Source organism: Kroppenstedtia sanguinis, assembly GCF_050433445.1.
Lineage (GTDB): Bacteria > Bacillota > Bacilli > Thermoactinomycetales > DSM-45169 > Kroppenstedtia > Kroppenstedtia sanguinis.
This window is the reverse complement of sequence record NZ_JBNPXF010000003.1, coordinates 118,381-142,528: the sequence shown is the minus strand read 5'-3', so window position 1 is coordinate 142,528 and position 24,148 is coordinate 118,381. Positions and strand designations below refer to the sequence as shown.

Here is a 24,148-nt window from a genome sequence, read left to right as displayed (position 1 = left end):
GAAGTGTTGCGAAAAAACCGTTCACAGGAAGGGTTGGATTTCACATGGAACATCTTTGGCTCGTCAAAACTTTGACGCCGAAATGTGAACCCCCATCCCGACCGTCATCAAACGCAAAGTAGCACAATGCTGCTAAATGCCCCTTCAGGCAACCTTGATCTTTTTTTTAGTGGGGTGGGACAGGATGGTGAGGCGGCTCCGATCTCTTGCAAAGAGCGCAAAGGCTCCACCCTTCTATGATTTTCCACATCCCGAGAAGGCACTAGATCCATTTCCTTATTGACCAAAGACTGCATGTATTCAGATTTCAACATCCCTAGGAAAGGAGGGACCCGGCGGAACACCGGGCCATCCCATTCAGATATGTTCCTTGACGTCGTATTGACGCAGAATATTTTCCATTTTCATGGCCAACCCGATATTTCCTTTCACTTTCAGCCTTCCAGACATAAAGGCTGCGGTCCCGTTTAATTTCCCCAGCAGCATCTCCTTGAAATCAGACAACGCCATTTGTAGCGTGCAATCCGCCTCAGAGGGGGCTCCTTCCTTTACCTTTGCTTGGTTGTCAGCAAGATGAAGTTGATAACTGCCCCCATCTTCTCCAGAGATGTCAAATTGATAAACGTTATTCATTCCTTCGATTGGCTTCGGATTTTCATTCAGGGCCGTTTCGATTTTTTCCCAAGCTTCCTCCAGAGTGTAATCATCTATACTTTTAGCCATTTGGCATTCTCCTCTCTCTTGGATAGAAATAAACTGACTCAAAAACGAGGGGGGTGGAAGATCTCTTTCGCTACACCACCTCCTTAAAAACATTGGGGTCAGAGTGCCAGGATCGTCCATCCCCTCGTCATACCCGCACTCCGTGGGGTTCATAGAGATGGCGTGCCGTAATCAGATGCTGAACTTGATTGGTCCCCTCAAAGATGTCAAAGATCTTGGCATCCCGATAGAACTTCTCCACGATTTGTCCATCCAAACCGGCAGGACCCAACAGTTCCAAACATCCGGCACATACTTCCAGGGCAATTTTGCCGGAGTGGGCTTTACACATGGCTGCTTCCTTGGCATTGGACTGACCGATATCGGCTTTCCATGCCGCCTCCCAGGTGAGCAGACGGGCGGCCTCGATCTCCAGTTGCCCACGGGCCAACTTCTCGGAAGCCAAATGATACAGACGTCCATGCTTCGGATACTCTTTCCGTACCAGATCCCATGTATATTCAAAGGCGGCCCGGGCGATTCCGATGGCCATCGCGGCCACGATGGGCCGGGTATTGTCAAAGGTTTTCATCGCCACCCGAAACCCCGACGGTCCGGAACCTCGATTTTCATAGTAGGATTCGCCTCCAAGAAGATTCTCCTCCGGTACGAAACAATCCTCCAACAACAACTCCGCCGTCTCCGAGGCACGGATGCCCATTTTTTCAGCTAGACGGGTACAACGAAAACCAGGTGTGCCCTTTTCAACGACGAAGGCACGATGGCCGGCGCGTCCCAAGCTTCGGTCGATCGTGGCAAATACAACCACCCAGGAAGCCCGACTCCCATTGGTGATAAAGATTTTTTGTCCGTTGAGAATATACCCGCCGTTTGTTTTTTGGGCAGTGGTTCGGATTCCAGAGACATCGGATCCCGCCTCCGGCTCAGTCAATGCATAGGCACCCCACCGAGGCGGCTCATCCTTCGAAAAGATGGATAAAAAACGTTCCTTCTGCTCCGGTGTACCGCTGGACTGCACCGGCGGCCCTCCCAATCCCGGACCGGGAAGGGTCAATGCGATAGCTGGATCTCCCCACCCGAGCTCCTCTGTCGCGATCACCGCCAACCGGTTGGCCTGACGCTCCGACTTTTCCTTTTTGCCATTGCCATTCTTCTGCGAACTCTTTTGCTCTTCACCGAAGGAGGATGTATTCAACTGGATTCCCAGCTGATTGATCTTTTGCAGCCAATCATCCGGCACTCTTCCCATCTGGTCCGCTTCCAAGGAGATCGGACGCATTTCATTTTCGGCGAACCAGTGCACCACATCCTTCACTTGCTGTTGATGCGACGATAATTTGAAAGAAATCATCAGGCGTCCCTCCTTTAAACCCCGGTGGGTACGTGATCCTCTAGCAACTGCTCACCACAGCGGGCCATCAATTCACCCTCCCGGCCATATAGACTGACTTGCGCCTGGGCATCACGCATCCATTTTTCGACGGGAAACTCCTGCACGTATCCATGTCCCCCCAACAACTGCACTGCTGAATCGGTTACGAAGCGGAGAGATTGATGAACCCGGGACAAAACCCCGCCTGCAGCTCGCCTTCCCTCTGGTTTCCCGTCATCGATCTGCTCCGCCGTCTGCCACAGAAGATTTCGGGAAGTCTGTGTCTCGATCGCCATATCCGCAAGAGTGAAGGAGACTCCCTGAAATTTGGCAATCTCTTGGCCGAAAGCTTTCCGTTGTGCCGTGTATTCAGCGGTATAGGAGACAGCCGCCTCCATCAGACCCACCTCCTTGGCCGCTTCCAGCACGTCAATCCGTGCCTGAGCTTGTGACAAGAGCTCTCGGGCTTCACTTCCCTTGGCAATCACTTGCTCCGGAGAGATCCTCTCCTCTGCAAACCGCACACGTGCACAACCTGCCGCCAGCAATCCCAAACGATAGTCCCCTTCCACCACATGCCAGCGACTGTCCGCCTGGCGATCCAACCACAACAACAGGGTCTCTCCTCCAGCATCATTCACTGCCACAAGCAAATTTTCAGCAAATGCAGCCAATCGGATGGGCTGGGAAGTTCCCTTTAAAACAACTCCCTGCCCGTTGGATTCCGCCTGGACTCCTGACATCCCCTCTCCATCTGCAGCTTGGAGGAAGGCAACCGTATGCCCCTCCCCCTCCACAGCCGCCGCTTTATAGGATTGCAAAGCCGGGTGATTCGGAATCAGACGGATCAGAGAAGCACCGTCCCCGGTACCAGGCAATCCTTGTATCACCCCCAGATCCCCCTGACCGAGTGCTCCCCAGATTTGAGTCTGCGAGAGCAAGGACATCTCCAAACCGCCCCAACTTTCCGGCAGTTCCAGGGTAGTAAAGCCCAACTCTCTCAGGGTCTTCACCAAGTCGGAGTGGACCCTCCGATTTTGTTCACACTCCCTGGCTATGGGGCGGATCCGCTCTCGAGCTAATTCCCTGGCCAGATCTGCAAAGGCCGACTCCTCCTTTGTAGGCTGAAATGAAATCAAATCAACCGCCCTCCCAACCGAAATGGATCCAGTCTGCAAGTTCAGACATCGACAAAAGTGATCCTGCACTTATAAACACACCCAGCGTCAAAAGAGTGACTGGCGAAATACTAGTACGTACTCGTATCATAACTGGTTCCCAGTCAAAAATCAAGAAATAATTCAAATAATTATATATCTTTTGTTAGGTCTGTGGTTAACCAGGAAATGGGTGGAGGAAACAAAATTGACCCTTTTGCTCTTCCCATTGCCCCCATCGTAAAATATGGCTTGAGGGGATGGTAAATGTTTCTCCAACAATTCAGAAATCCGGCTGTTATGGGGTCCTCCACTTACCAGCACAACTGCTCCTTCTTTCCCTGGAGAAGATCCTCTTGGCCGACATAGATAAATGCCGTGCTCCATTGAAGAGAGACAACGGCATTTCATTTCCCGGATCCGAGACATACACCTATTTGTGAACCCCTGAGCTTACAGACAGTCGGGATGGGGGTTCACGGCGTCAAAGTTCTGGCGATCAAAAATCCCCTCTATATGAAACCCCACACTCCCTGTATAGCGAGGGGCGCAAAGCAACCCTGGGCATGACTGGTGTCCTGTAAGTATGGCGACTTTTACACCACGCTTCTAGATTTCCGGATAAAGCAGTACCTTTCCATACCGTCCTTCGCGGTTGATCATTTTTTCAAAAACCTCCGGACCTTCTCTTAGACTCATTCGGTGGGAGATGAGCGGTTTCACATCAATCTGGCCGGTTTTCATGAACTGAAGAGTTGAAGTCCATTCTTTGCCTGGGAAGGGCGCAGAAATCGCATTCCAGGAGCCCAACACGGTCAGTTCATTTCTGACGATCTTTTCAAAGTAAAATCGTTCCACCTGGACATGCTCATAGGGGATGCCCATGAAGACCACTTGCCCGCCTTTTTTGACCAGGGCAAAAACTTGGGCAGAGGTGATCGGTGACCCCGCCGATTCGATGGCTACATCCACCCCTTTTCCATGGGTCAGATCCATGAGTTGCTCATAGGCCGAAGACTCCAGTGAATGGATTCCCACATCTGCCCCCACTTGGGTGGCGATATCCAACTTTTTCGGATCGATGTCTATCGCAACCACTTGGCTGGCACCCCACACTTTCGCCCATTGCACCGCCAACAATCCAATATTGCCGCAACCCATCACCGCCACCTCGGCTCCTGGCTGCATTGCGGTCCGATAAAATCCATGGGCCACTACCGCTGCCGGCTCGATACAAGCTGCTGTCTCCATGTCTATGGAAACGGGTAGAGGGATCACGTTTTCTCCAGGCAACCTCACAAACTCAGCAAAAGCACCTGGGTGTCTCGCCCCGATCACGGTCAATTCTGCACATTGAGAGAACTGCCCTTTTTTACAGCTCTCACACTTGCCACAATAAAATGTGGGGCAGGCCGCCACTTTATCACCGACTTGAACATGAGTTACCGCCGGACCGGTTTCGACTACTTCACCGGAAAACTCATGGCCCCAGATCATTCCTTTCACATAAGGACCCAGCTTCGCATATCGGGACAAGTCAGACCCACAAATCCCTGCCACTTTCACTTGAATCAGGACGTCATCCACCTGTTCGATTACGGGCAGAACGGCTTTTTCGTAACGTAAATCCTGTTTCCCATAAAATTTAAGTGCGTTCATCATGACTCTGCAGGCACCTCTTTCGGTCAAACCATTCCATCCCCATTGGATTCGGCTGGGTGTTCCGGTTGTGCACTCTTCTGCTTGTGTTTGGCAAAAAGCTTGTATATCGCCACTCCCACCACCAAACTATTTAACCAGACCTGGTTTTCAAAATAGAAGTCACCCAGCATTCTTCCGTAAGGACCCAGAGTGAAGTCGAGAAAATGTTCTACCATTCCCCCACCTCCCATCCGTCCACGTGTGTCTGATCCAACCATTGTCAAGGGTCAGGACGGGATTGTACATTGTGGCGTAGCCGAAATCTCACGCTGTGACACTCCACCCTCCTCTTCCATCTGTTAATCTACTGGAGTTAACAAGACCTTGATCGCTTCACCGTCTTTAATCGCCTGGTAGGCTTCAGCCCATTGGGTGATGTCAAATCGATGGGTCACAAGCGCCTTGGCATGGACGCGATGTTCATTCATCAAGGCGAGTGAAGGTTCCCAATCCCTTGGTTTTTGACTTCTGGATCCTTTCACTGTGATTTCTTTCTGAATCACCTTTTCCAAATCAAATGGGATTTCAGCGGTGGCGTAGATTCCAACCTGGATAAATTGTCCCTGTTTTCTCAGCAAGTCGAGCCCCATCTTCGCAGCGGGAACAGCGCCTGTGCATTCAAACACCACATCAGCGCCGTATCCTGCTGTCAACCCCTCAACAAGCTGTTTTAAATCTTCCTGTTGGGTATTGACGGCATGATCGATTTCCAATTCTTTGGCTTTATCCAACCGGACTTGATCATGGTTCAACCCGGTGATGATCACTTTCGCACCTGTATCTTTCGCCACTTGTGCTGTCAGCAATCCAATCGGTCCCGGGCCGAGAACCACCACCACATCCCCTTCATGGATGGAGGCCTGCCGCACCGCATGATGGCAACAAGCTAGAGGTTCCGTCAAGGCAGCCGCTTCATATCCCACATGATCAGGTAAGCGATGGACACTCTCTTTACGGGCGAGCAAATATAGGGTGAAGCCTCCATCTTGCTGTGTTCCCAATCCCTTTCGGGAACTGCATAAGTTATAATCCCCTGTCTGGCAGTATCTGCACTCACCACAAATATCAAAAGTCGTCTCGGAAGTGACGCGGTCCCCCGGTTTGAACTCGGTCACGTCTTCCCCGACTTCCACCACTTCACCTGAAAATTCGTGCCCCAGTGTCACCGGCGTTTTTACCTTGTAGTGGCCTTCATAGGTGTGAATATCAGAACCGCAGATCCCGGCATATTTCACAAGGATTTTTACCTGATCTCTGCCCACTTGCGGTTCCTCTACTTCCACAATCTCCAGGTTGCCAAATCCCGGCTCTTTTTTTACCAAAGCTTTCATGGCCATAATACCTCCTGGACTCTCCAAAAAGATTCCCTGGATTCAGGGTTTTCGATTAGTTAATCAAGGCAAACAGCTTGTATAGAACGTAGTTGATCAAGTTTCCACCCTGGTCAATGCTGGAGATGGTGTTTGCTCCTTCCGGCATATTAAACTTGGCATCTACAGCCATCTGCGTGTGAAATGCTGCAATATCCGTTGCCATGTACAGGGATAATGCGATCAGGACGGTACCGACAAGTACGGAGTGAACGATATTTCCCCGCGCAGCCCCAACAATAAAAGCCACTATAAATGGAATGGTGGCCAAGTCGCCGAATGGCAGTACGTTATTACCCGGCAGAAAAACCGCTATAGCCACCGTGATCGGTACCAGGATCAGCGCCGTTGAAATGACCGCCGGATGTCCAATCGCAACAGCCGCATCCAATCCAATATAGATGTTTTGCGCCCCAAATTTTTTCTGAAGCAGATTACGGGCTGACTCTGAAATAGGCATCAGGCCTTCCATCAAGAGTTTCACCATTCGAGGCATTAGCACCATCACCGCAGCCATCGCCATTCCGATCTCAATCGTTTCGCCCACGGAATAACCCGCCAACAAGCCCAGTGCCACACCGAGGGCCAACCCCATAAAAATCGGTTCACCGAAGATGCCAAATCTCTTTTGAATCGTTTCCGGATCTGCATTCCAGTTTTTTACGACCGGTATTTTTTGAACTAGCCTTACCAGCGGAATGCCGAGAGGAGCATAAGAAACCGTGCTTCCTGTCGCAACCGAGATTCCCGGAAGATCAAAATATTTTTCAAGCATGGGAGCCGTCCAATCCGCAATCTTCAAACAAATGATTTCGAATAGGAGTGCCGCGATCAACCCCTGAATGATACTTCCAGATAAAGCGTATACAATCGCACCCATAAAGGAAAAATGCCAAAAATTCCAGATGTCTACGTTCATGGTTTTGGTCGTTCTCGTGACAAGCATGATCACGTTTAGTGCCAAACCGAGGGGAAGTACAAATGCTGCAATGGGCGAAGCCCACGAAATAGAAGCGGCGGCGGGCCAACCTACATCAATTACACTCAATTCAACCCCGAATCGCTTCACCATCCCGTGAGCAGCCGGACCCAAGTTGTTTACGAGCAGATCGACAATCAAAAAGATCCCTACAAAAGCAACACCAATGGTCAACCCGGCACGAAAGGCCTTGCTGGGTTTTTGCCCAAACAACAGACCGAGTAAGAAAATGACCACCGGCAAGATCACAGTTGCTCCCAGATCGAGAAAAGCTTGCAGAGCATCGATCATCGTTTGCATAGGGGTTCCTCCTCAGCTGTTGAAACTTCCCGATCCCATACTTTCAGCAGATACGGAACCGGGAAGAACAGAAGTTATTTTTTCAGTTCTTCAAGGATTTGTTTCTTTACATCATCCAATCCGATTCCGGTCAGAAAAGCTCTACCATTGATGACGGGAAAAGGATATTCTTTTTGAACGATCGTAGTACTGATTAATAAATCGGCTGTATCCAGATATGAACCCACTTCTGTAATTTTGATTTGCACGAGATCGCACTGGATACCGTTCGCTCTGCAGATCTCTTCAATTGCGTTATTAACAACGGTGGAAGTGGCAATACCAGCTCCACATGCGACCAACACCTGTTTTTTCTTCATGTCAGTTCACCTCCTTTACAATCACAGCCAGTTGATCAACCAGTATCCTTTTGATATGGGATCGATCCTCCGACTCTGCAAGTGACCATAGGATTTCTGGATTCTGAAAAATCCCCATTAACTTCTGAAGCAGGGACAGCTGACTGTCCTGTTCAGCCATTGCAAGCATAAACACTAACTTGACTGGAGTTTGGGCCGTGGCTTCACCCATAATTCCAAAATCAACCGGTTCTTTTAATATTCCTAAACTGAGGGTCTGGTGTTTGACGTGTTCCGGATCCGTATGAGGGATCGCCACGGACACTCCGTGGGTGGGTAAACCCGTCGCAAACTTTCCTTCCCTGTCGACGACTGCCGTTACGAAACTCTCTTTCACCAGTCCTTTGGCCAGCAGGTTGGCAGCCATCAATTCCAGTACCTCATCTGGGCTTTGGGCCTGCAAGTCTTTCAAAATCAATGATTCATCGAAGTATAAATCCCTCACTTGCTTCCTCACCTCTATGTCTGTCTCTTCGTTGAAATCTTGGTTTCAACTTGATTCGGCATAATTTTTAATGATTTCATGGATGTCTGTTGCGGATCGCGCTTGGATCATAGCATTGCGATCTTCTGGATTTGCAGCCAATTCCATCAATTGCATCAAGGCCCGCAAATGCTGATTTTTAGCCATCGCCGCAATGATAATCACCAGATGAATGGAGTAATCCTTCGCGAATTCCACTCCTCGTTTCAGTCGGAGCAGACTCATCGAAACTTCTTTCACGCCTTCATCCGGTGAGGCGTGGGGGATCGCCATGTGAGGGCTGATCACAATGTAAGGATCCGTCTGGCAATGACGAATCATAGCTTCCACATAATTTTTGGTGATGCTTCCCTGCTGCAAGAGAGGTTCCGATGCGGTCTTAATTCCATCCTCCCACGAATGGACAGAATGCTTGAGGGTAATCGTATCCGGCGTAATCAATTCATATAAATTGGGATTCGACAAACCTACTTGTTGGCCATGGTTCCCTGATGCTTCATCCCGGCTGAGATATTCTCGTAACTCTTTGGCAAGAGAGGGCCGATCCTTCACTGTTACATGTTTTTCTACGATTTCGAGAATTTCTTCCAAATGTAAATGATGGGGCGTATATCCATAGAGCTGCAACATCACTTGTTTACGCAAGCGAATTCTTTCTTCTTTTTCCATCATCGCATGGGCGATGAACAGCTCTTTCTTTGTCTCCAGAAAAACTGGTGAGAAAACCACATCATAGTCCAATCCATAATGTTGAAATTCCCGCACGGATAATGAATCCAGAAACACAAACTCCGGGAACAAATCCTTTAACGTGCTCAGCATGAGTCTGGAGACGGAGACGCCCTTTGGGCATACCACCAGCGCTTTCACCTTTTTACGGAAACTGTCTCCCTGCTTGGTGAGCCAGCCACCGATCAACATCGTCAGGTAGATGGTTTCGCTTTCAGGAATTTCGCTGCCGATCAAATCGGCGAGAGGCTGGGTCGACTTTTGCACCAAATGATGCAGCTCTTTAAAATCCTTGTTAACGATTTCATGGAGGTCATTTACTTCCGTCAATTGATACTTGATCCGATAGTAAGCCGGCTTCATGTGAAGCAAAAGCTTATGGATCAAGCGCTCCTTATCTTGCAGAAAAATAAATGTGGTTCGTTCAAATAGGAGAAGCATCTCCTCCAACGCCTGAGCTAATTTTGGAATGTTCTCTTCTGTCGGATCCTCAGACGACCAAATGACGTTAGCTGTGAGAAGGTGCAACGTGATAAAAAACCTTTCTTCTTCTGGCACATCCTCGAAATGATAAAGAATCTCCTCCGTGGCCCAGTATTCTTTTGTATCGGAAATTTCATCGTAGTGTATATGAAAGGGGCTGATTCTCTTCCCCTGTTTCACCCTTCGCAAGATCAGTGCGAGAATATAGGGAATCGATATAATCTTTTCATCGGTAAACTTTAAATTCAATTTACCTTCGACCTTCTCTACACGGGTCTGAAGTTCATTCACTTCCTCTGCGGATAACTCAGCGAGCTGCTTTACTCTGCTTGGACCATGGTCCATTTCCAGGACCCTGTACATGGTCAAAATCATTAATTTTCGCAGATTAAATTCTTTTCCTTCCAGCAGATATCCGAACTTTCGCGAATAGCGGAGATTCAGCCCATAACGGGACGCAAAAATTTTTGCTTTTTTCAGATCGTCGAGTACTGTATTTTTGCTCACTTTCAATTCACTTGTAAAATGAGTCAGGGATAACTCTTCGATTCGGCTTAATAACATAAACAGAATCATATTCACTCTTTTGCTTTTCGATTGTTCCTTTATATCTTCATGACTCGGATCTTTGTCCAGTTCAAGTTTGGACAAGAGTTCTGGCTCCACCAAGAATCCACCCTGTTTCGTCCTCTCAATTTTCGGAAGGGACTGATCGTAGAGCCACTCATTGATTTTTTCAAAACTGTAACCCAGTTGCCTTCGACTCAATCGAAGCTTGGTTTCTAGTTCTTTGCTTCGGATATTCGGATTTGCCATTACTTCTCGCAGGAGATACTGACTTCGGCTATCCAGCTGCATCATATACCTCCTTTCGTACTATCATTGTATCACCCCATTTTTGGTGATGATTTCGTTTTCATCCCTTTTTTTGAACCGACGTTGTACAATGCTGTGATGAAGTCCATGCAATCGGCTCTGCCTGTACAGTAGCAGGGTAATCGCCCACACTCAAAAAAAGCACTTTGCAGATGCAAAGTGCTTTGGATCGTAACCCCTTTCTCCGGGAAATGAAATATCAAACCGCAGCGCCCTTTTTCTCTTGCAACCACCGATAGGCTTTTTCGGCGGTGAAAGATTCCATCCCCTCTCGAAACAGCAGATCTGCCATCGTAAAATGGTCAGATAGAGGCGAATCGATCAGATAAGGGATGGCTATGCAATACATGAAAGCTCTTTTGGCCGCCTCCACCCCGTATTGGGAATCTTCGATCACTAAACAGTGTTCCGGAGGGATCCCCAGCTGTTTGGCCGCTTCAAGAAATACATCGGGATGCGGTTTTCCTCTCTGGAGGGTCTCAGAGGATAACACCACGTCAAAAGAATCTTGCAAACCGGTAACGGATAAGATGCTGTCGAGAATCTCCGGTGAGGATCCAGAAGCGAGGGCCACAGGGTAATCCTCTTTCCGCAGGTACTGCAAAAATCGTTTCATTTCGGGGTAGACTGTGGTCTGTTGTTCCGCAATCTCGATGTAGTATCGGTTCTTCTTGTTTAATAACACCTCAACGGAATCCCTGATCTGATACGCCTCTATGAAATCTTCCAGCATGGTTCTTGAACTGCGCCCGATGTATTTTTTCTTCATTTCCAGGTTAAAATCATGGATTCCGTACTCTTCTAGCAACTTCTTTTCAGCCACAAAATAATTGGGTTCACTATCGATCAAGGTACCATCCAGATCAAAAATGACCGCTTGAATGTCAGGATCAGCTACGGGATCAATCCCTCTCCGGATCCGGATCCTGTTTTCCTCTGGATCTGCCACTTCCAGTTCCGAGGGATTCTGATCTGATGATTGGATGGTAAGCCCGCAGGTTTCCAAACGGTACTTTTCTTGATGGACGTCCGGAACTTCCAGAGTGACCCATGGCTGGGTGGAACCCTTCTTGTGCGCAGCATCTCCTTGCGTCAGTTCCAGTTGAAAGGATCCTTTTTCCAAGCGAACCGATCGACGATCGATGGAGGTGTATTTTCTACGAAAATGAAAATAGACTCTGTAGAAATGTTCCATCTGGTATAGATCTGCCACTTCCAAACTGCTAAATGCTACTGTCAATCTGAATCCCCCTTCACATTTGGAAAAACCGATTTATAGAAATTTCACCCTCTCACATATTTTTTCCAATTCAACCCGCCCATGATTTTAGTGTATTTAGATTTGGCTGTCAACTCATCGTAATGAAAAAACCCGGGCAAAATCCCCTTCACCCGAGCCTCCCGTATTTTCGCTGTTCAATGGCGTCAATTTCGTTATATCAACTTCTTTTGGGAGCCAGTTCCATAGCTCGGCGAATCGCCTCCAACATGCTTTTTTCATCCGCCTGGCCGGTTCCAGCCGTCCCACCATCCCGACTTTATTTCCTGCCTAAAATGCGGCTAATCAACACGCCTGGTTCAGGCTATAAACGAAGTAGTGCCCCCTCAGAGAACATTGTGTGGAAAATCACAGAAAGGTAAGGATGGTGGGGATTTGATTCGCCTTTGTACCCATAGGGCACAAGTCTCGCCAAGGTCACTCCGTTCCCGGTCTCGCTATGCGCTCTTTGTAAGAGATCGGAGTCGCCCCACCATCCTGCCTCCGCCTTGCTGAAAAACAAGATCAAAGTCGCCTGAAGAGGCAGTAGTTCACCCATCGGTGACATCGCGTAACCCGGGCAGGATGATCTCTGCCCGGGTTCCTATATTTACTGTTTAACGACGGCAATCCAATTGTCGATGCCCTTCTTTTTTAGATCTGCCGATACTTTGTCCGCTTCACTTTTTTGGGAATAGCTTCCTGCAACCACGCGGTACTTCCCCTTCTCATACTCCCAGAGCCAAGTGTCGATGCCCTTTTTTTGCAGGGAGCTTTGCTGATTCTCTGCAGTAGCCCTGTCAGAGTAGGAACCGGCGATAATCCGATAAAGTGTTCCCGTCGACGGAGGAGGTGCTTTTTTCTTCAAGCCAAAAGTTTTGGCGAGTCCCTGCGCATGAGCACGACCCAGCTTTTTCAAAAAAGAGGTATCTTTCAACTTGGCGGCATCACTTGCGGTATCGATAAATCCGTTCTCCGTCAGCACAGCTGGCATCTTGGATTCCCGGAGAACATGAAGGTTTGCCCACTTTTGGCCCCGGTCTTTCCAATTCGAGGCAGACAGCACAGCAGCATGGATATTTTTTTGTGCCGTCATGGTGGTGGAGGAGCCATTCTGGACATACCGATAGGACTCAAATCCCGTGCCCCCTCCGGCATTGATATGAATGGAGAGAAAAAAGGTGGCATTCCAGTTATTCGCTGCATTGGTCCGTTGGTTCAGTGAAACTGTGGCATCCTTCTCACGGCTCATTTTAACAGTGACACCCTCGTATTCTTCCACAAGGATTCGGCGAGTTTCCAAGGCGATCTTCAAAGTGACATCCTTCTCTTGCAAACCGTTTCCTCCCGCACCCGCATCGTTTCCACCATGTCCGGGATCAATAAAAATCTTGGTTGCCAAAAGATCACGCTCCTTTATATTAATCTATTTTTCTTTTTCCTCACTCGAAACGGCACATGGCACAAAACTTCCAAAAGGACAACTTGTGGTAGTAGGATAATACCAAATAATCAAAATATTCAACCCTGTAAAAATAGGGAATTCATTCTCCCTCAGAAGCGGTTTGTACTGAGAACGAGATCCCGCAAGGTAAGTAAAATCACGAAGAAACCCCTGTCAAAAGATGGACTGGGGTTTCTTTCAATCGGGCTGTTGATAAGCCATATTTTGTGTGGTAACCAGGGCCGGTTAAGTGGAACGGCGGAGATCCTTTGCACTCTTTGTAGGAAATCAAACTGTCCTGCTCCTCCGATCGCCTCCAGAAACCGACTTTGATCCTCAGGGTCAGATCTGGATGGCTCCTCTTCACTTGATCCTCTTTCATGAGGACCAAGCGTCTTTGTTGTCATTTCCACTTTTGTGGGGAGACCTTTTTCCTCGATATAATAATCTAACAAGTAACGTAGCTATCCCGCTGAAGATCCGTCCCTTTTTCCCTGGTTTCATCACACCCTCACAAGCATCTATCCTTTCCTTTTCTTCATTCAAAAACATATCATTACTTCTAAAAAGAATCCATTCCATGATAGAAATTATCAACTTCCCTCGCGATTCTTCTCTTTTCCTGATTTTAACATCTAGAAAAATCAACCTCCTTCGTGTGCAAAAAACCGATCACAAAGGAGGTTTTTTACTAGGTCAGACATCTGCCAAAATGGGCCGATCCAGCTGATACAGGTGACGATAACGCGGGACGGTCTCCAGCAGATGTTCATGGGAACCACGCATTTCAACTTGACCCTCCTCAATAAAGACCACTTCATCCATCTGTTCTACTCCTACTAGATGGTGTGTAATCCAAATAAGTGTTTTTCCTTGAAGGGTTTGAAAAACAGTTCGTAACAAATCTCTCTCCGTAGCCGGGTCCAGCCCCACCGTCGGTTCATCCAAGATAATCACCGGCGTATCCTGCAACAAGATGCGGGCCCATGCGATCCGCTGCCGTTCCCCGCCGGAGAAACGGTCCCCTGTTTCCAGCATCGGGGTACGATAACCCAAAGGCAAGGATTCGATCAATGGATCCAGTTTCACCTGCTTTGCTACGTTCCTGATTTCTTCATCGGTCGCTTCAGGTTTCCCCAAGCGGATGTTATTGGCCACTGTCGTATCAAACAGATACGGACGTTGATTCAACACCGCAATCAATTTTGGCATATCGTTGCCAAATTGATCCACACGGATCCCGTTGATCGTTACTTGACCCTGTTCCGGAACGATAGCACCCTGAATCAGCTTCAATAATGTAGATTTGCCGGCACCGCTACGCCCGATCACCGCCAACTTTTTTCCCCGGGAAATATCCAGGGACAGATCACTGATGCTTCTTTCAACGGAGGATTCATAGCGGTAACTTACATTTTCCAGACGAATATCGGCTTGACTCCGGGCCTTTTCCAGTACCGAATCCGAAACCTTGCGCTCCGTTGACCCCATCTTGGGATCCGTCCCCCCCATTCGGTGGATCCGCTCCAAAGACTCCTCATACTGAGGAATTCTTTCAACCGCTTCCGAGATGGGAAGAAACACATCCATTAATGGGAGAATAACTAGAACATAGGCTGCAATGAATGGGCCATCCAGCATCCCATCGGCAAATTGCCCGCCGGACCAGTAGGCAGTCAAAACAATGAGACCTCCGACAACAAGATGAGCCAAAAAGGTGCGCAAACTTACCCAGCGATGCAAACGGTTTTCCACAGCCGTTACTTTGGCCTCATCTGTTTCATAGGAATAAACAAATTCTTTGGAACGCCCACTGATGACCCAATCGCTCAAGCCAAGCACCGCATCCGTCAGTTTTTGATACAGCCTGTTTCGGCCACGCTTCATCTCTTTCCGTTTTCTGTATGTCACCCATAGCGACACCGCAGGAAGCACCAGGATAAGAATCAACAGGTAAAGTGCCATCCACAGTGCAAAAGAAAGATCCAGTCTCCCCAAGACTGCAACCCATACTACATAGACCACCGCCGCCGTCACCACAGGAAAAATGGTTCGCACATAAACATCCTGCAAATGCTCAACATCGTCAGCAAGGGTGCCGAGAACCTCACCGGTACGATAACGGGAGCGGATCAACAATGCCTGAGGTTCCAATATGCGATAGAGGCGAGTACGCATTCGGGATAGGATCCGCAAGACCAGATCATGTCCCACCAGCCGTTCCACATAGTGAACGGCAGCTCGTCCAATTCCGAAGGCCCGCACGAGGACAACCGGTACATACACCATCAAAATATTTTCCGGACGCAGCGAGGCTTTGGATATGAGGATACCCGATGTAAACGTGAGTGCACAGGCACACCCGGCAGTTAATAAACTTAAAAAAATCACCAGTACAAATCGCCAACGATGGGTCCAGAGATCATGGCCAATCCATTCTTTTCCCATCATCCGATCCCTTCCCTTTGTGCAGTTAACAGCCGATAGTACACGCCCTTACGGACAACAAGTTCCTGATGGGTTCCGATTTCGGCCACCTTTCCCTTGTCCAGGACAATAATCCGATCCATATGCGGCATCCAGTGCAGGCGGTGGGTGGCAAACAAGACGAGTCTGTTTTCAAACAGGCGGAGCATGGTTTCTTTCAACTCATACTCGGTTTCAATATCCAGATGAGCAGTCGGTTCATCCAGCAACAGAACTGGACGTGCACTTAGAAATGCGCGGGCCAGTGCTACGCGTTGTTCCTGGCCGCCGCTCAACTGACGGCCGCCATTACCGATCCGTTCATCCAACCCCTTTGGTAGACGCTCAACCCATCTGGATAAACCAGTAGCCGAAATGGCTCGTTCCACATCTTCGACAGTGGCATCCGGTTTGTAAAAACGAATGTTTTCCAACAGCGAGACATTAAATAGATACGGATGCTGCGGTATATAGGTTGTTTCTTTCCTCCATACGTCACCGGCGAGTGACGGCAATGCCATCCCGTCCAGCATGATTTCCCCGGAAGAAGGATTCCGAAATCCCGCCAACACGTCAATCAAGGTGGATTTGCCCGCACCACTTTCTCCAATGATTCCGATTTTACCTTGTCCCCGGATTTCTACAGATACATCCTCCAGGGAAGGGGGACCCTCTTTCTCATAATGGACGCCGATCGATACTAGTTTCAGTATGCTTTGATCCGTCCAGGCAAAGGAATCGGTCCATTCAGACAGCTCTGCTTCCCCTTCCTGCCGGTGAATGATGGACTGAATCGATGTCCCTGCTTCTTTGCCGTTTAACGTCGCATGAAAATCGGCTCCCAGCATCTGTACGGGCAAAAAATACTCCGGTGCCAGGATCAGAAGGGTCAGCGCCGGCAGAAGCAATAGATCCCCGTCGATAAGGAGCAACCCCAGATGGACAGCCACTGAAGCTACCGATAACATCGAGAAAAATTCAAGGGCAAAGGAAGACAAAAAAGCAACACGTAGCGTTCGCAGCGTCGCTGCGCGGTATTCATTACTTACTTCGGCGATCGTTTGACTGTGCTGGCGGCTACGACCGAGAAATTTCAGTGTCTCTAAGCCACGAAGAGAATCGACAAAATGGTTTGACAGTACCCGAAAGGACTGCAACTGTTTTTCTGTCTGTTTGCGTGCCGCCATGCCAATCAGAATGAGAAAACTGATCAGAATCGGCATCGTCACCATCAGAATCAATCCCGATACGGTATCCAACGTAAAGACATAAATCAGAATCAGCACCGGGAGGATAGCTATACCGATCATGCGCGGCAAAAACAACTCCAGATAAGTGCGGAACTGGGTGATTCCTTCCAACGCAAGCGTAACCAGATTTCCTGTCCCTTCCGCCTTCGCAAATCGCGGTCCAGATTGGAACAGCTGATCCATGAGCTGCTTTCTCATCTCCGTTCCCGTACGCTCGGCGTAACGATAAGCCAGCCTTTGCTGGAAAAACCCCGCTCCGTAACGAAAAAGGAAAGCCAGCAGGAACCCCCCCATCTTCACCAATTGTTCCTGCAATGGCTCTCCGGAAAACAAGGCTGTGATCATTTCCGCCAGCCACGTTGCTGCGAGGATGATCGATACTCCTTGAACCAGCGTAAGAAGTGTCAACTTCAGGAGCAAAGACTTTATCCCTGGAAACCCCAACAACTCGCGGTCCATCAGTATTCGAGAGGCTCCTTCTCCGTGAGACGTTTTCTGAAGATATAATAGTTCCAGATTTGATAGCCAAGTACAAAGGGCAACAGAGTAAAGGCAACGATCGTCATGACCTTCAGAGAGTAGGCTCCTGAAGAAGCCTGGTAAATGGTCATGTTATAACTAGGATCCAGGGAGCTGATCATTACATTCGGGAACAGAGATACAAACACAGATGCAACTGCCAATGTAATCAAGACACCCATCATTGTAAATGCCCAGCCATCTTTTTTCTTGTTCATAAATGCGCCGGCACATACATATACAGCAATGCCAAGCACCAGAATGACTGTCAGAATTCCGCCATGTGCTTTAAATGCGTCGGTCATGAAGAAGGTCATGGCTCCAAACAGAAGTAGCAATATTGAGAGGGGAAGGAGTAAGCGTTTTGCTAGGTTACGTGCACGATCCCGAAGATCACCCGCTGTTTTGAGCGTTGTGAACATGAGCCCGTGTATCAGACACAACATAGTTACCACAGCTCCGCCCACGACAGTATACAGGTTTACCATGTCAAACAGGCCGGCATTCAGCTCCATGTTTTTGTCAACGGGTAACCCTTTTACCAATCCGGAAAAGACCACACCGAACAAGAACGGCACCAACAGACTGCTAATAAAAATGACGTGATCCCAATTCTTTCTCCATTTTCTACTGTTTACTTTGCTTCTATACTCAAAGGAGACCCCGCGTCCGATCAGAAGAAGCAATACAACGACCAGTGGTACATAGTATCCACTGAACAATGTTGCATACCAGTGAGGAAAGGCGGCAAACATGGCTCCGCCGGCTGTCAACAGCCAGACTTCGTTCGCATCCCAGAAAGGACCGATCGTGTTAATCAATACACGACGTTCACCCTCATTTTTTGCGAGAAATTTCGTAGACATCCCTACACCGAAATCAAATCCCTCCAGGAAGAAGAACCCGACAAACAACACACCGACCAGAATAAACCACAACTCATTAAGAGACAACATGCTGTTCCCTCCGATCAAATGGATCATTTAGTGTAGCCTCCTGCAACACTTCTTGGGGACCCTTTTTGATAACACGGATGAACAGGTAAATCATGATAATCATCAACACCGTGTAAATAGCCAGATACGCAATGAGCGAGAACAGAATCTCCGGCCCGGTTACACTGGGCGATACCGCATCTGCTGTCGTCATCAACCCCTGAACCGTCCACGGTTGACGTCCGACTTCAGTCATAATCCATCCTGAAACATTAGCGATCTGAGGCAGGAAAGTACTCCAGAACATCCCATGCAGGAACCACGGTTTTGCTTGCTCCAATTTATTGCGAGCGGCCAGATAGGTTCCATAAGCAGCCAGTAGAATCATCAGGACTCCGGAAAAAACCATGAGTCGGAAGCTCCAGAATGTCGTCCGTACCGGAGGAACGTAATTCCCCGGGCCGTAAGCTTCTTCATATTGGGCTTGAATTTCCTTAATACCGGGTAGTGAACCAGAAAACTCGCCATAGGACATGTAGCTGAGTGCAAGCGGGATTTTAATTTCTGCAGAATTCTCCTGTTTTTCTGGATCTATGACAGCAAATAGGGTCCAAGGTGCCGGATCTCCACTGGTTTCCCACAGGGCTTCCGTTGCTGCCATTTTCATCGGTTGCGTTTTGACAAGGTATTGAGCTTGCCAGTGACCGACTACCGCCACCATAACCGAGCTAATCAAACCAATGATCACTGCAACCTTGAATGATTTTTTGAAGAAATCAACCTCTTGCTTCCTCAGTAATTTCCAGGCACTGATACCCGTGATCAGGAATCCGGCGGTTGCCAAAGCAGCAAAAATGGCGTGTGGGAATTCCACCAGAACCTGACCGTTGGTGATTAAGGCCAGAAAGTCATTCATTTCGGCACGCCCGTTATTGATGGCATAGCCGACGGGATGTTGCATGAAAGAGTTTGCCGCCAGAATCCAGAATGCGGAAAGGGCTGTTCCGATAGATACCAACCAAATAGCGGCCAAATGAACTTTCTTGGATAATTTGTTCCAACCAAAAATCCAAATACCAATAAACGTTGATTCCATAAAGAACGCCAGCAGTGCTTCGATTGCGAGGGGGGCTCCAAATACGTCCCCGACAAATCTGGAGTAATCAGACCAGTTCATTCCGAATTGGAATTCTTGAATGATCCCGGTCACCACACCAATGGCAAAGTTGATCAGAAACAATTTTCCCCAAAACTTTGCCATCCTTTTGTACTCTTCTTTTCCTTTGACAACATAAATGGTCTCCATCACCGCGATAATAAATGCCAGCCCAATCGACAAGGGAACAAAGAAGAAATGGTACACCGTCGTTGCTGCGAACTGGAGTCGAGCCAAAAGAAGCTCTTCCATACTGCTTCTCCACCTTTCCCCTCCAAAGTTTTAACAGCGTTGAACCAAGCAAAAAAACTTGTCGATCTATTATTATTATTCCACAGGGACCCACTGAAGAGTGTTCAATATATGGCATATTGATTGTGAAAAAACGAACAAAAAAAGAACATCTCCAATTCTTTGGGGTGAATCGGTATGTTCAAACTCTTTTCCCTTTAGCCTGTCGGTGATTAAAAAAGAAACGGAATCCAATTAAAATAATAGAATGTATTCAATCTCATAAATTGGGTTTTGCACCTTTTGCATCCATTGAATCGATGACTTCATATTCCTATAATTTTTCGTGTACCAACTGTCCTCTGCTGAGAGTCTCAGGAGTACAAGGGCTCGTCCTTCCTATGACAGCTGGATTCCTTCTGCAAGTCTTCCTCCAGACTAAGCCACAGAGAGCTTTCTAAGAAAATCCCAAGCTTTCTTCTCCATAATAATATCTGTTCATTGTCACATCATGAACACCGAGGAGGTTGTGCACCATGGGATTTTACGACCGATCGGATCGCACCCGCAAACGTGACTTCCATTTACTTACCGGGCTGGTTTCAGGCTTGGTGGGCGGGATTTTGGCATTGACACTGTTTACCCAAACCCCTCTCTTTTCCCCGAATCCATCCGTTGGATCCCGTGCTGTCGAGGAGAAAGCGGGGCCAGTACAAAAGGTGAGTGTCGATGTAGACAGCAACATCACCGAAGGCGTGAAAAAAGTTCAGCCCGCTGTGGTCGGGATTGTCAACCGCAAAAAAAATGAGGATCCTTTTGGTTTGCAATCTGAAGAACAAGGGACCGGCTCCGGGATCATCTTTGAAAAAAAGGAGGGAAAGGCACGAGTAGTTACTAACCATCACGTGGTTGCTGGATCAGATGAGGTGATCGTGGTGGTACATGACGGAAAAACCGAAAAAAAGGTAAAGGGTCAGGTACTAGGCAGTGATGAAATCACCGACTTGGCCGTCTTGGAAATCCCCGATAAACAGGTGACATCCGTTGCTCAGTTTGGAAACTCGGATACTCTTAAAGCGGGAGAACCCGCTGTCGCCATTGGGAACCCCCTGGGAATCGAGTTCTCCCAGTCCGTCACTGCCGGGGTGATCAGCTCACCCCACCGCAAGATCAATATCTCCGGACACTTGTCCATGGAGGTGATCCAAACCGATGCTGCAATCAATCCAGGAAACAGTGGTGGAGCGCTGATCAACACCGCCGGTCAAGTGATCGGGATCAACAGTATGAAGGTTTCAAAAGAAGGAGTGGAAGGTTTGGGATTTGCCATTCCGGCGAACGAGGCGCAACCGATTCTCGATCAGCTCATCCAATATGGGAAAGTGAAACGCCCCTTCATGGGGATCGCCCTGAAAGATTTGGATACGATTGCTGCCACAGACAGGCAAATCACTCTCCAGCTACCCGATTCCGTCACGGATGGGGTGGTCATCCTGGATGTCAGCCCCAGTAGTGCCGCCTCCAAAGCCGGTCTCCATCGCTTAGATGTGATTGTCGCTCTAGACGACAAAAAGATAAAAAACGGCTCCCAATTGCAATCCTATCTGCAAAAAGAAAAAAAGATCGGCGACCGCATGAAGGTGACTTATTACCGGAACGGTAAAAAACAGAATACTACAGTGACCCTGCAGGAAGGATAAAACGACTCCCCGCTGACAACAGCGGGGAGTTATGTGTCTGGCACATCAGTCGAAAAAATACTCAAGTTCCTGCTACAGCCACCAATTTAACTGTGAACGTGGTTCCTTCGGAATTACTTTTGGCCGAGATGCTGCCTCTATGCTTCTCCACAATCCATCGGGCAATGCTCAACCCCAGACCTGTTCCACCATCCCTGCGGCCTCTCGCCTGGTCTCCCCGATAAAACCGGTCAAAGATCCTTGGCAAGTCTTTCTCGGAAATACCTACTCCCGTATCCCTTACTTCAATGAACAGCTGAGACCCCTTTTTGCCACAGCTTAAATAAACAGCCCCGCCAGAAGGGGTAAACTTCACCGCATTATCCAACAAGATGACAAGCAACTGATGGATTCGTTCCCGGTCTCCGTTGCAAAAAAGACGGGATTGGATATGGATTTCAAAGGTGATGCCCTCTAATTCCGCCAATTCACTAAAATGATCCCCGACTTCACTCAATAATTCACTCACATCAAAAGCTTGTCGATCCAATTCCAATTGGTTGGAATCACTGCGTGCCAATGTTAAAAGATCATTCACCAATCGGCGAACCCGTCGGGTTTCACGGTAGATGGTAGAAATGTCATCGCTTTTTTCTTGCACGGTTTGATGGGGATGTTGCAAGAGTAATTCCGTTCTCGTTTGTATAACGGTCAGGGGGGTGCGCAACTCGTGTGAAGCATCGGCCACAAATTGTTGTTGGACTTCCCAGGCCTGCCGAATAGGTATGAGCGCCCGTTTACCAAGAAAATAACCCGCCAGCAGTGCAACCACCCCTGACAGCGCACAACCGATGATAATATTATTGCGCATATCCCGAAGGGTCATCATCTCCGCATCGATATTACGAATCGATTGAACCACCCAAGGCCCCTCGGAAGTCTGTACTGAAACCGCTAGATACCGGAAAGTAAACCCCTCTGCTTCAAGGGTATGTACTTCTCCGTCTGTCTTTTCAGGATGAAGATTTTCGATGATCGACGAGAAAGGAGCTTCGGTGTAAACCACACGGTTGTTTTCATCCCATATGATTTTACCGATGAGCGGGTCCAACGACGAAGGGGCGGAAATTCCAGTCCCCCGTAGCCGTTCCTCTTCCGCTTGGACACTGAGCAACAGGGAGTGGTCGATCTTGGCAAAGGATTGTTTCTCCATGTACCAGTATAAAAAAGCCCCCAGACAGCTGACGATCAGCATAAACACAGCCGCATATTGCAGCGTGAGGAGGATTTGTGTTTTACGGAACATTTATCTCCGATCCTCCAACATATAGCCCACACCGCGGATCGTATGAATCACTCCGTCCAAACCCTGCGCGGATAATTTTTTGCGAAGATAATGAATATACAGCTCCACGATCGAAAGGGAGGTCAGAGAATCAAATCCCCAAACCCGATCATATAGCTGCTCTTTCGTTAAGATCTGCTTCGCATTCTGCATGAGAAATTCCAGCAGGAGGAACTCTTTTTCCGTCAGTTGTAGCGGAAAACCATTCACTTCCCCTTCTTGTTCTTTCAGGTGTAATTGAATCGCCCCGTATCGCAAGATTCCATCTGTTTTTAACGCCCCCCTGCGACGCAGTAGAGCACGGACTCTAGCTAGCAATTCTTGTACATCGAAAGGCTTGACCAAATAATCGTCCGCCCCCCGATCCAATCCCCTCACTTTATCCTCTACACTGTCCTTGGCAGTCAACAGCAGCACCAGCACCTCGATCTCTTTTCTTCGAAGTGTGGTCAGGATGTCCAGGCCATGGATCTCCGGCAGCATGATATCGAGAACGATCAGATCATAAATATTCTGCTCAGCGAGAAACAAACCTTGATCACCTGCCGCCGCTGTCTCCACTTCAAATTCCTTCTCCAAAATCCGCTGCAGAGATTCCAATAACGGGAGATCATCTTCAATCAACAGGATCTTCATGGGCATCGGGCCGGAAATCCCTCATCGGAAAGGATGGCCCTCCCTCCTTTCCATTCATTAAACTATAGCCATTATACTCCTCCTTGCTTGGGATTTTCTTTGAAAAGCATTCCATCTCCCAGACAAAAATCGGAGCATCCCGCTCCAGGGTGCTCCTGCTATGTTTCAAACCTTATCTGGTTTTCTTGTAAACCTCTTTTCCCTTCCATAAGCAAGTGGACTGATGGGGCCCGTAACTGCGTTGGACGGCTCTCCCCTTTTTGGCGACAGCAACAGAACGCTTCTCTGGAGGACGATGGGTCAGCTCATGATGCAAGCCGGTCTGCCTAAGAACTTTTCGTAACCTGTGGATCCCTGTCATGATGATCCCCTTTCCTCTTATTCTACTCCCTGTTTATTATTCATGATGAAAGATCGTGCGATGAATCCGTCCCGACGAACAAGCCCTCTTCTAAAAACCACACCTGCTGAGGGAGTCGATCTGAAACATGACCTTCCATCCGCCCTTTCTGGCCCAGGCTGGACGAAACACCCGTCTCTGTGATATCTTGAGCATACGAACTGGAACAGCGGCGGAGCCATCCCTGCCACCTAAACTACATGATCCGCGATCATCACACGCGAGAAGTAATCCGCGACCTGAGAAGGGTGCGGGTT

At 48.5% G+C, this 24,148-nt stretch carries 20 protein-coding genes; 1 reads left to right on the top strand and 19 read right to left on the bottom strand.

What is annotated here, in order from left to right; translation table 11 throughout:
• Nucleotides 1-357: 357 nt before the first annotated feature.
• From JOD24_RS03235 to JOD24_RS03160, 16 genes are all read right to left on the bottom strand, one after another.
• Complete coding sequence (locus JOD24_RS03235; RefSeq protein ID WP_429246313.1) at nucleotides 358-723, bottom strand: SCP2 sterol-binding domain-containing protein; 366 nt, start codon at nucleotides 721-723, stop codon at nucleotides 358-360.
• A gap of 127 nt (nucleotides 724-850) precedes the next feature.
• Nucleotides 851-2,074: an acyl-CoA dehydrogenase family protein gene (locus tag JOD24_RS03230; RefSeq protein ID WP_380166520.1), complete on the bottom strand. Its 1,224-nt coding sequence runs from the start codon at nucleotides 2,072-2,074 to the stop codon at nucleotides 851-853.
• Between the two features lie 14 nt (nucleotides 2,075-2,088).
• Nucleotides 2,089-3,234 (bottom strand): acyl-CoA dehydrogenase family protein, encoded by a 1,146-nt coding sequence (locus JOD24_RS03225; protein WP_429246312.1) that lies wholly within the window; start codon nucleotides 3,232-3,234, stop codon nucleotides 2,089-2,091.
• A gap of 627 nt (nucleotides 3,235-3,861) precedes the next feature.
• Nucleotides 3,862-4,911 (bottom strand): galactitol-1-phosphate 5-dehydrogenase, encoded by a 1,050-nt coding sequence (locus tag JOD24_RS03220; RefSeq protein ID WP_380166566.1) that lies wholly within the window; start codon nucleotides 4,909-4,911, stop codon nucleotides 3,862-3,864.
• A gap of 26 nt (nucleotides 4,912-4,937) precedes the next feature.
• Nucleotides 4,938-5,129 carry a hypothetical protein gene (locus JOD24_RS03215; RefSeq protein WP_380166524.1) on the bottom strand — a complete coding sequence of 64 codons (192 nt, stop codon included), beginning with the start codon at nucleotides 5,127-5,129 and terminating at the stop codon, nucleotides 4,938-4,940.
• Between the two features lie 123 nt (nucleotides 5,130-5,252).
• A complete protein-coding gene (locus tag JOD24_RS03210; protein WP_380166526.1) occupies nucleotides 5,253-6,284 on the bottom strand; it encodes a zinc-binding dehydrogenase in 1,032 nt (343 codons plus the stop codon).
• A 55-nt stretch (nucleotides 6,285-6,339) separates the two neighbouring features.
• On the bottom strand, nucleotides 6,340-7,602 hold the full coding sequence (locus tag JOD24_RS03205; protein ID WP_429246311.1) for a PTS galactitol transporter subunit IIC: 1,263 nt from the start codon (nucleotides 7,600-7,602) through the stop codon (nucleotides 6,340-6,342).
• Between the two features lie 74 nt (nucleotides 7,603-7,676).
• Entirely contained in the window at nucleotides 7,677-7,961 is a 285-nt protein-coding gene (locus JOD24_RS03200; RefSeq protein WP_380166530.1) for a PTS sugar transporter subunit IIB, read from the bottom strand.
• Between the two features lies 1 nt (nucleotide 7,962).
• Nucleotides 7,963-8,445 carry a PTS sugar transporter subunit IIA gene (locus tag JOD24_RS03195; RefSeq protein ID WP_380166532.1) on the bottom strand — a complete coding sequence of 161 codons (483 nt, stop codon included), beginning with the start codon at nucleotides 8,443-8,445 and terminating at the stop codon, nucleotides 7,963-7,965.
• A 45-nt stretch (nucleotides 8,446-8,490) separates the two neighbouring features.
• Nucleotides 8,491-10,554: a BglG family transcription antiterminator gene (locus tag JOD24_RS03190; protein ID WP_380166534.1), complete on the bottom strand. Its 2,064-nt coding sequence runs from the start codon at nucleotides 10,552-10,554 to the stop codon at nucleotides 8,491-8,493.
• Nucleotides 10,555-10,771: 217 nt separating this feature from the next.
• A complete protein-coding gene (locus JOD24_RS03185) occupies nucleotides 10,772-11,812 on the bottom strand; it encodes an HAD-IA family hydrolase (RefSeq protein WP_429246310.1) in 1,041 nt (346 codons plus the stop codon).
• A 628-nt stretch (nucleotides 11,813-12,440) separates the two neighbouring features.
• A complete protein-coding gene (locus JOD24_RS03180) occupies nucleotides 12,441-13,232 on the bottom strand; it encodes an N-acetylmuramoyl-L-alanine amidase (protein WP_429246309.1) in 792 nt (263 codons plus the stop codon).
• A 738-nt stretch (nucleotides 13,233-13,970) separates the two neighbouring features.
• The gene (gene cydC, locus JOD24_RS03175; protein ID WP_380166540.1) at nucleotides 13,971-15,725 is read right to left on the bottom strand and encodes a thiol reductant ABC exporter subunit CydC; all 1,755 of its coding nucleotides are present in this window, start codon (nucleotides 15,723-15,725) and stop codon (nucleotides 13,971-13,973) included.
• Nucleotides 15,722-17,449 (bottom strand): thiol reductant ABC exporter subunit CydD, encoded by a 1,728-nt coding sequence (gene cydD / locus JOD24_RS03170; RefSeq protein ID WP_380166542.1) that lies wholly within the window; start codon nucleotides 17,447-17,449, stop codon nucleotides 15,722-15,724. Before cydD ends, cydC begins: the two co-directional genes overlap by 4 nt.
• Complete coding sequence (cydB, locus tag JOD24_RS03165) at nucleotides 17,449-18,465, bottom strand: cytochrome d ubiquinol oxidase subunit II (RefSeq protein WP_380166568.1); 1,017 nt, start codon at nucleotides 18,463-18,465, stop codon at nucleotides 17,449-17,451. The genes cydD and cydB overlap by 1 nt, the downstream gene beginning before the upstream one ends.
• On the bottom strand, nucleotides 18,452-19,852 hold the full coding sequence (locus JOD24_RS03160; RefSeq protein WP_380166544.1) for a cytochrome ubiquinol oxidase subunit I: 1,401 nt from the start codon (nucleotides 19,850-19,852) through the stop codon (nucleotides 18,452-18,454). Before JOD24_RS03160 ends, cydB begins: the two co-directional genes overlap by 14 nt.
• A 515-nt stretch (nucleotides 19,853-20,367) precedes the next feature.
• On the opposite strand from JOD24_RS03160, the gene JOD24_RS03155 reads away from it, so the two are divergent.
• Nucleotides 20,368-21,531, top strand: coding sequence for a S1C family serine protease (locus tag JOD24_RS03155; protein ID WP_429246308.1), 1,164 nt, complete (start codon nucleotides 20,368-20,370; stop codon nucleotides 21,529-21,531).
• Nucleotides 21,532-21,592: 61 nt separating this feature from the next.
• Here the strand turns inward: JOD24_RS03155 and JOD24_RS03150 are convergent, their stop codons facing one another.
• The 3 genes from JOD24_RS03150 to JOD24_RS03140 form a co-directional block, all read right to left on the bottom strand.
• Nucleotides 21,593-22,816: a sensor histidine kinase gene (locus JOD24_RS03150; RefSeq protein ID WP_429246307.1), complete on the bottom strand. Its 1,224-nt coding sequence runs from the start codon at nucleotides 22,814-22,816 to the stop codon at nucleotides 21,593-21,595.
• Nucleotides 22,817-23,491 (bottom strand): response regulator transcription factor, encoded by a 675-nt coding sequence (locus tag JOD24_RS03145; RefSeq protein ID WP_380166570.1) that lies wholly within the window; start codon nucleotides 23,489-23,491, stop codon nucleotides 22,817-22,819.
• Between the two features lie 172 nt (nucleotides 23,492-23,663).
• Entirely contained in the window at nucleotides 23,664-23,852 is a 189-nt protein-coding gene (locus JOD24_RS03140; protein WP_380166550.1) for a hypothetical protein, read from the bottom strand.
• Nucleotides 23,853-24,148: the final 296 nt, after the last annotated feature.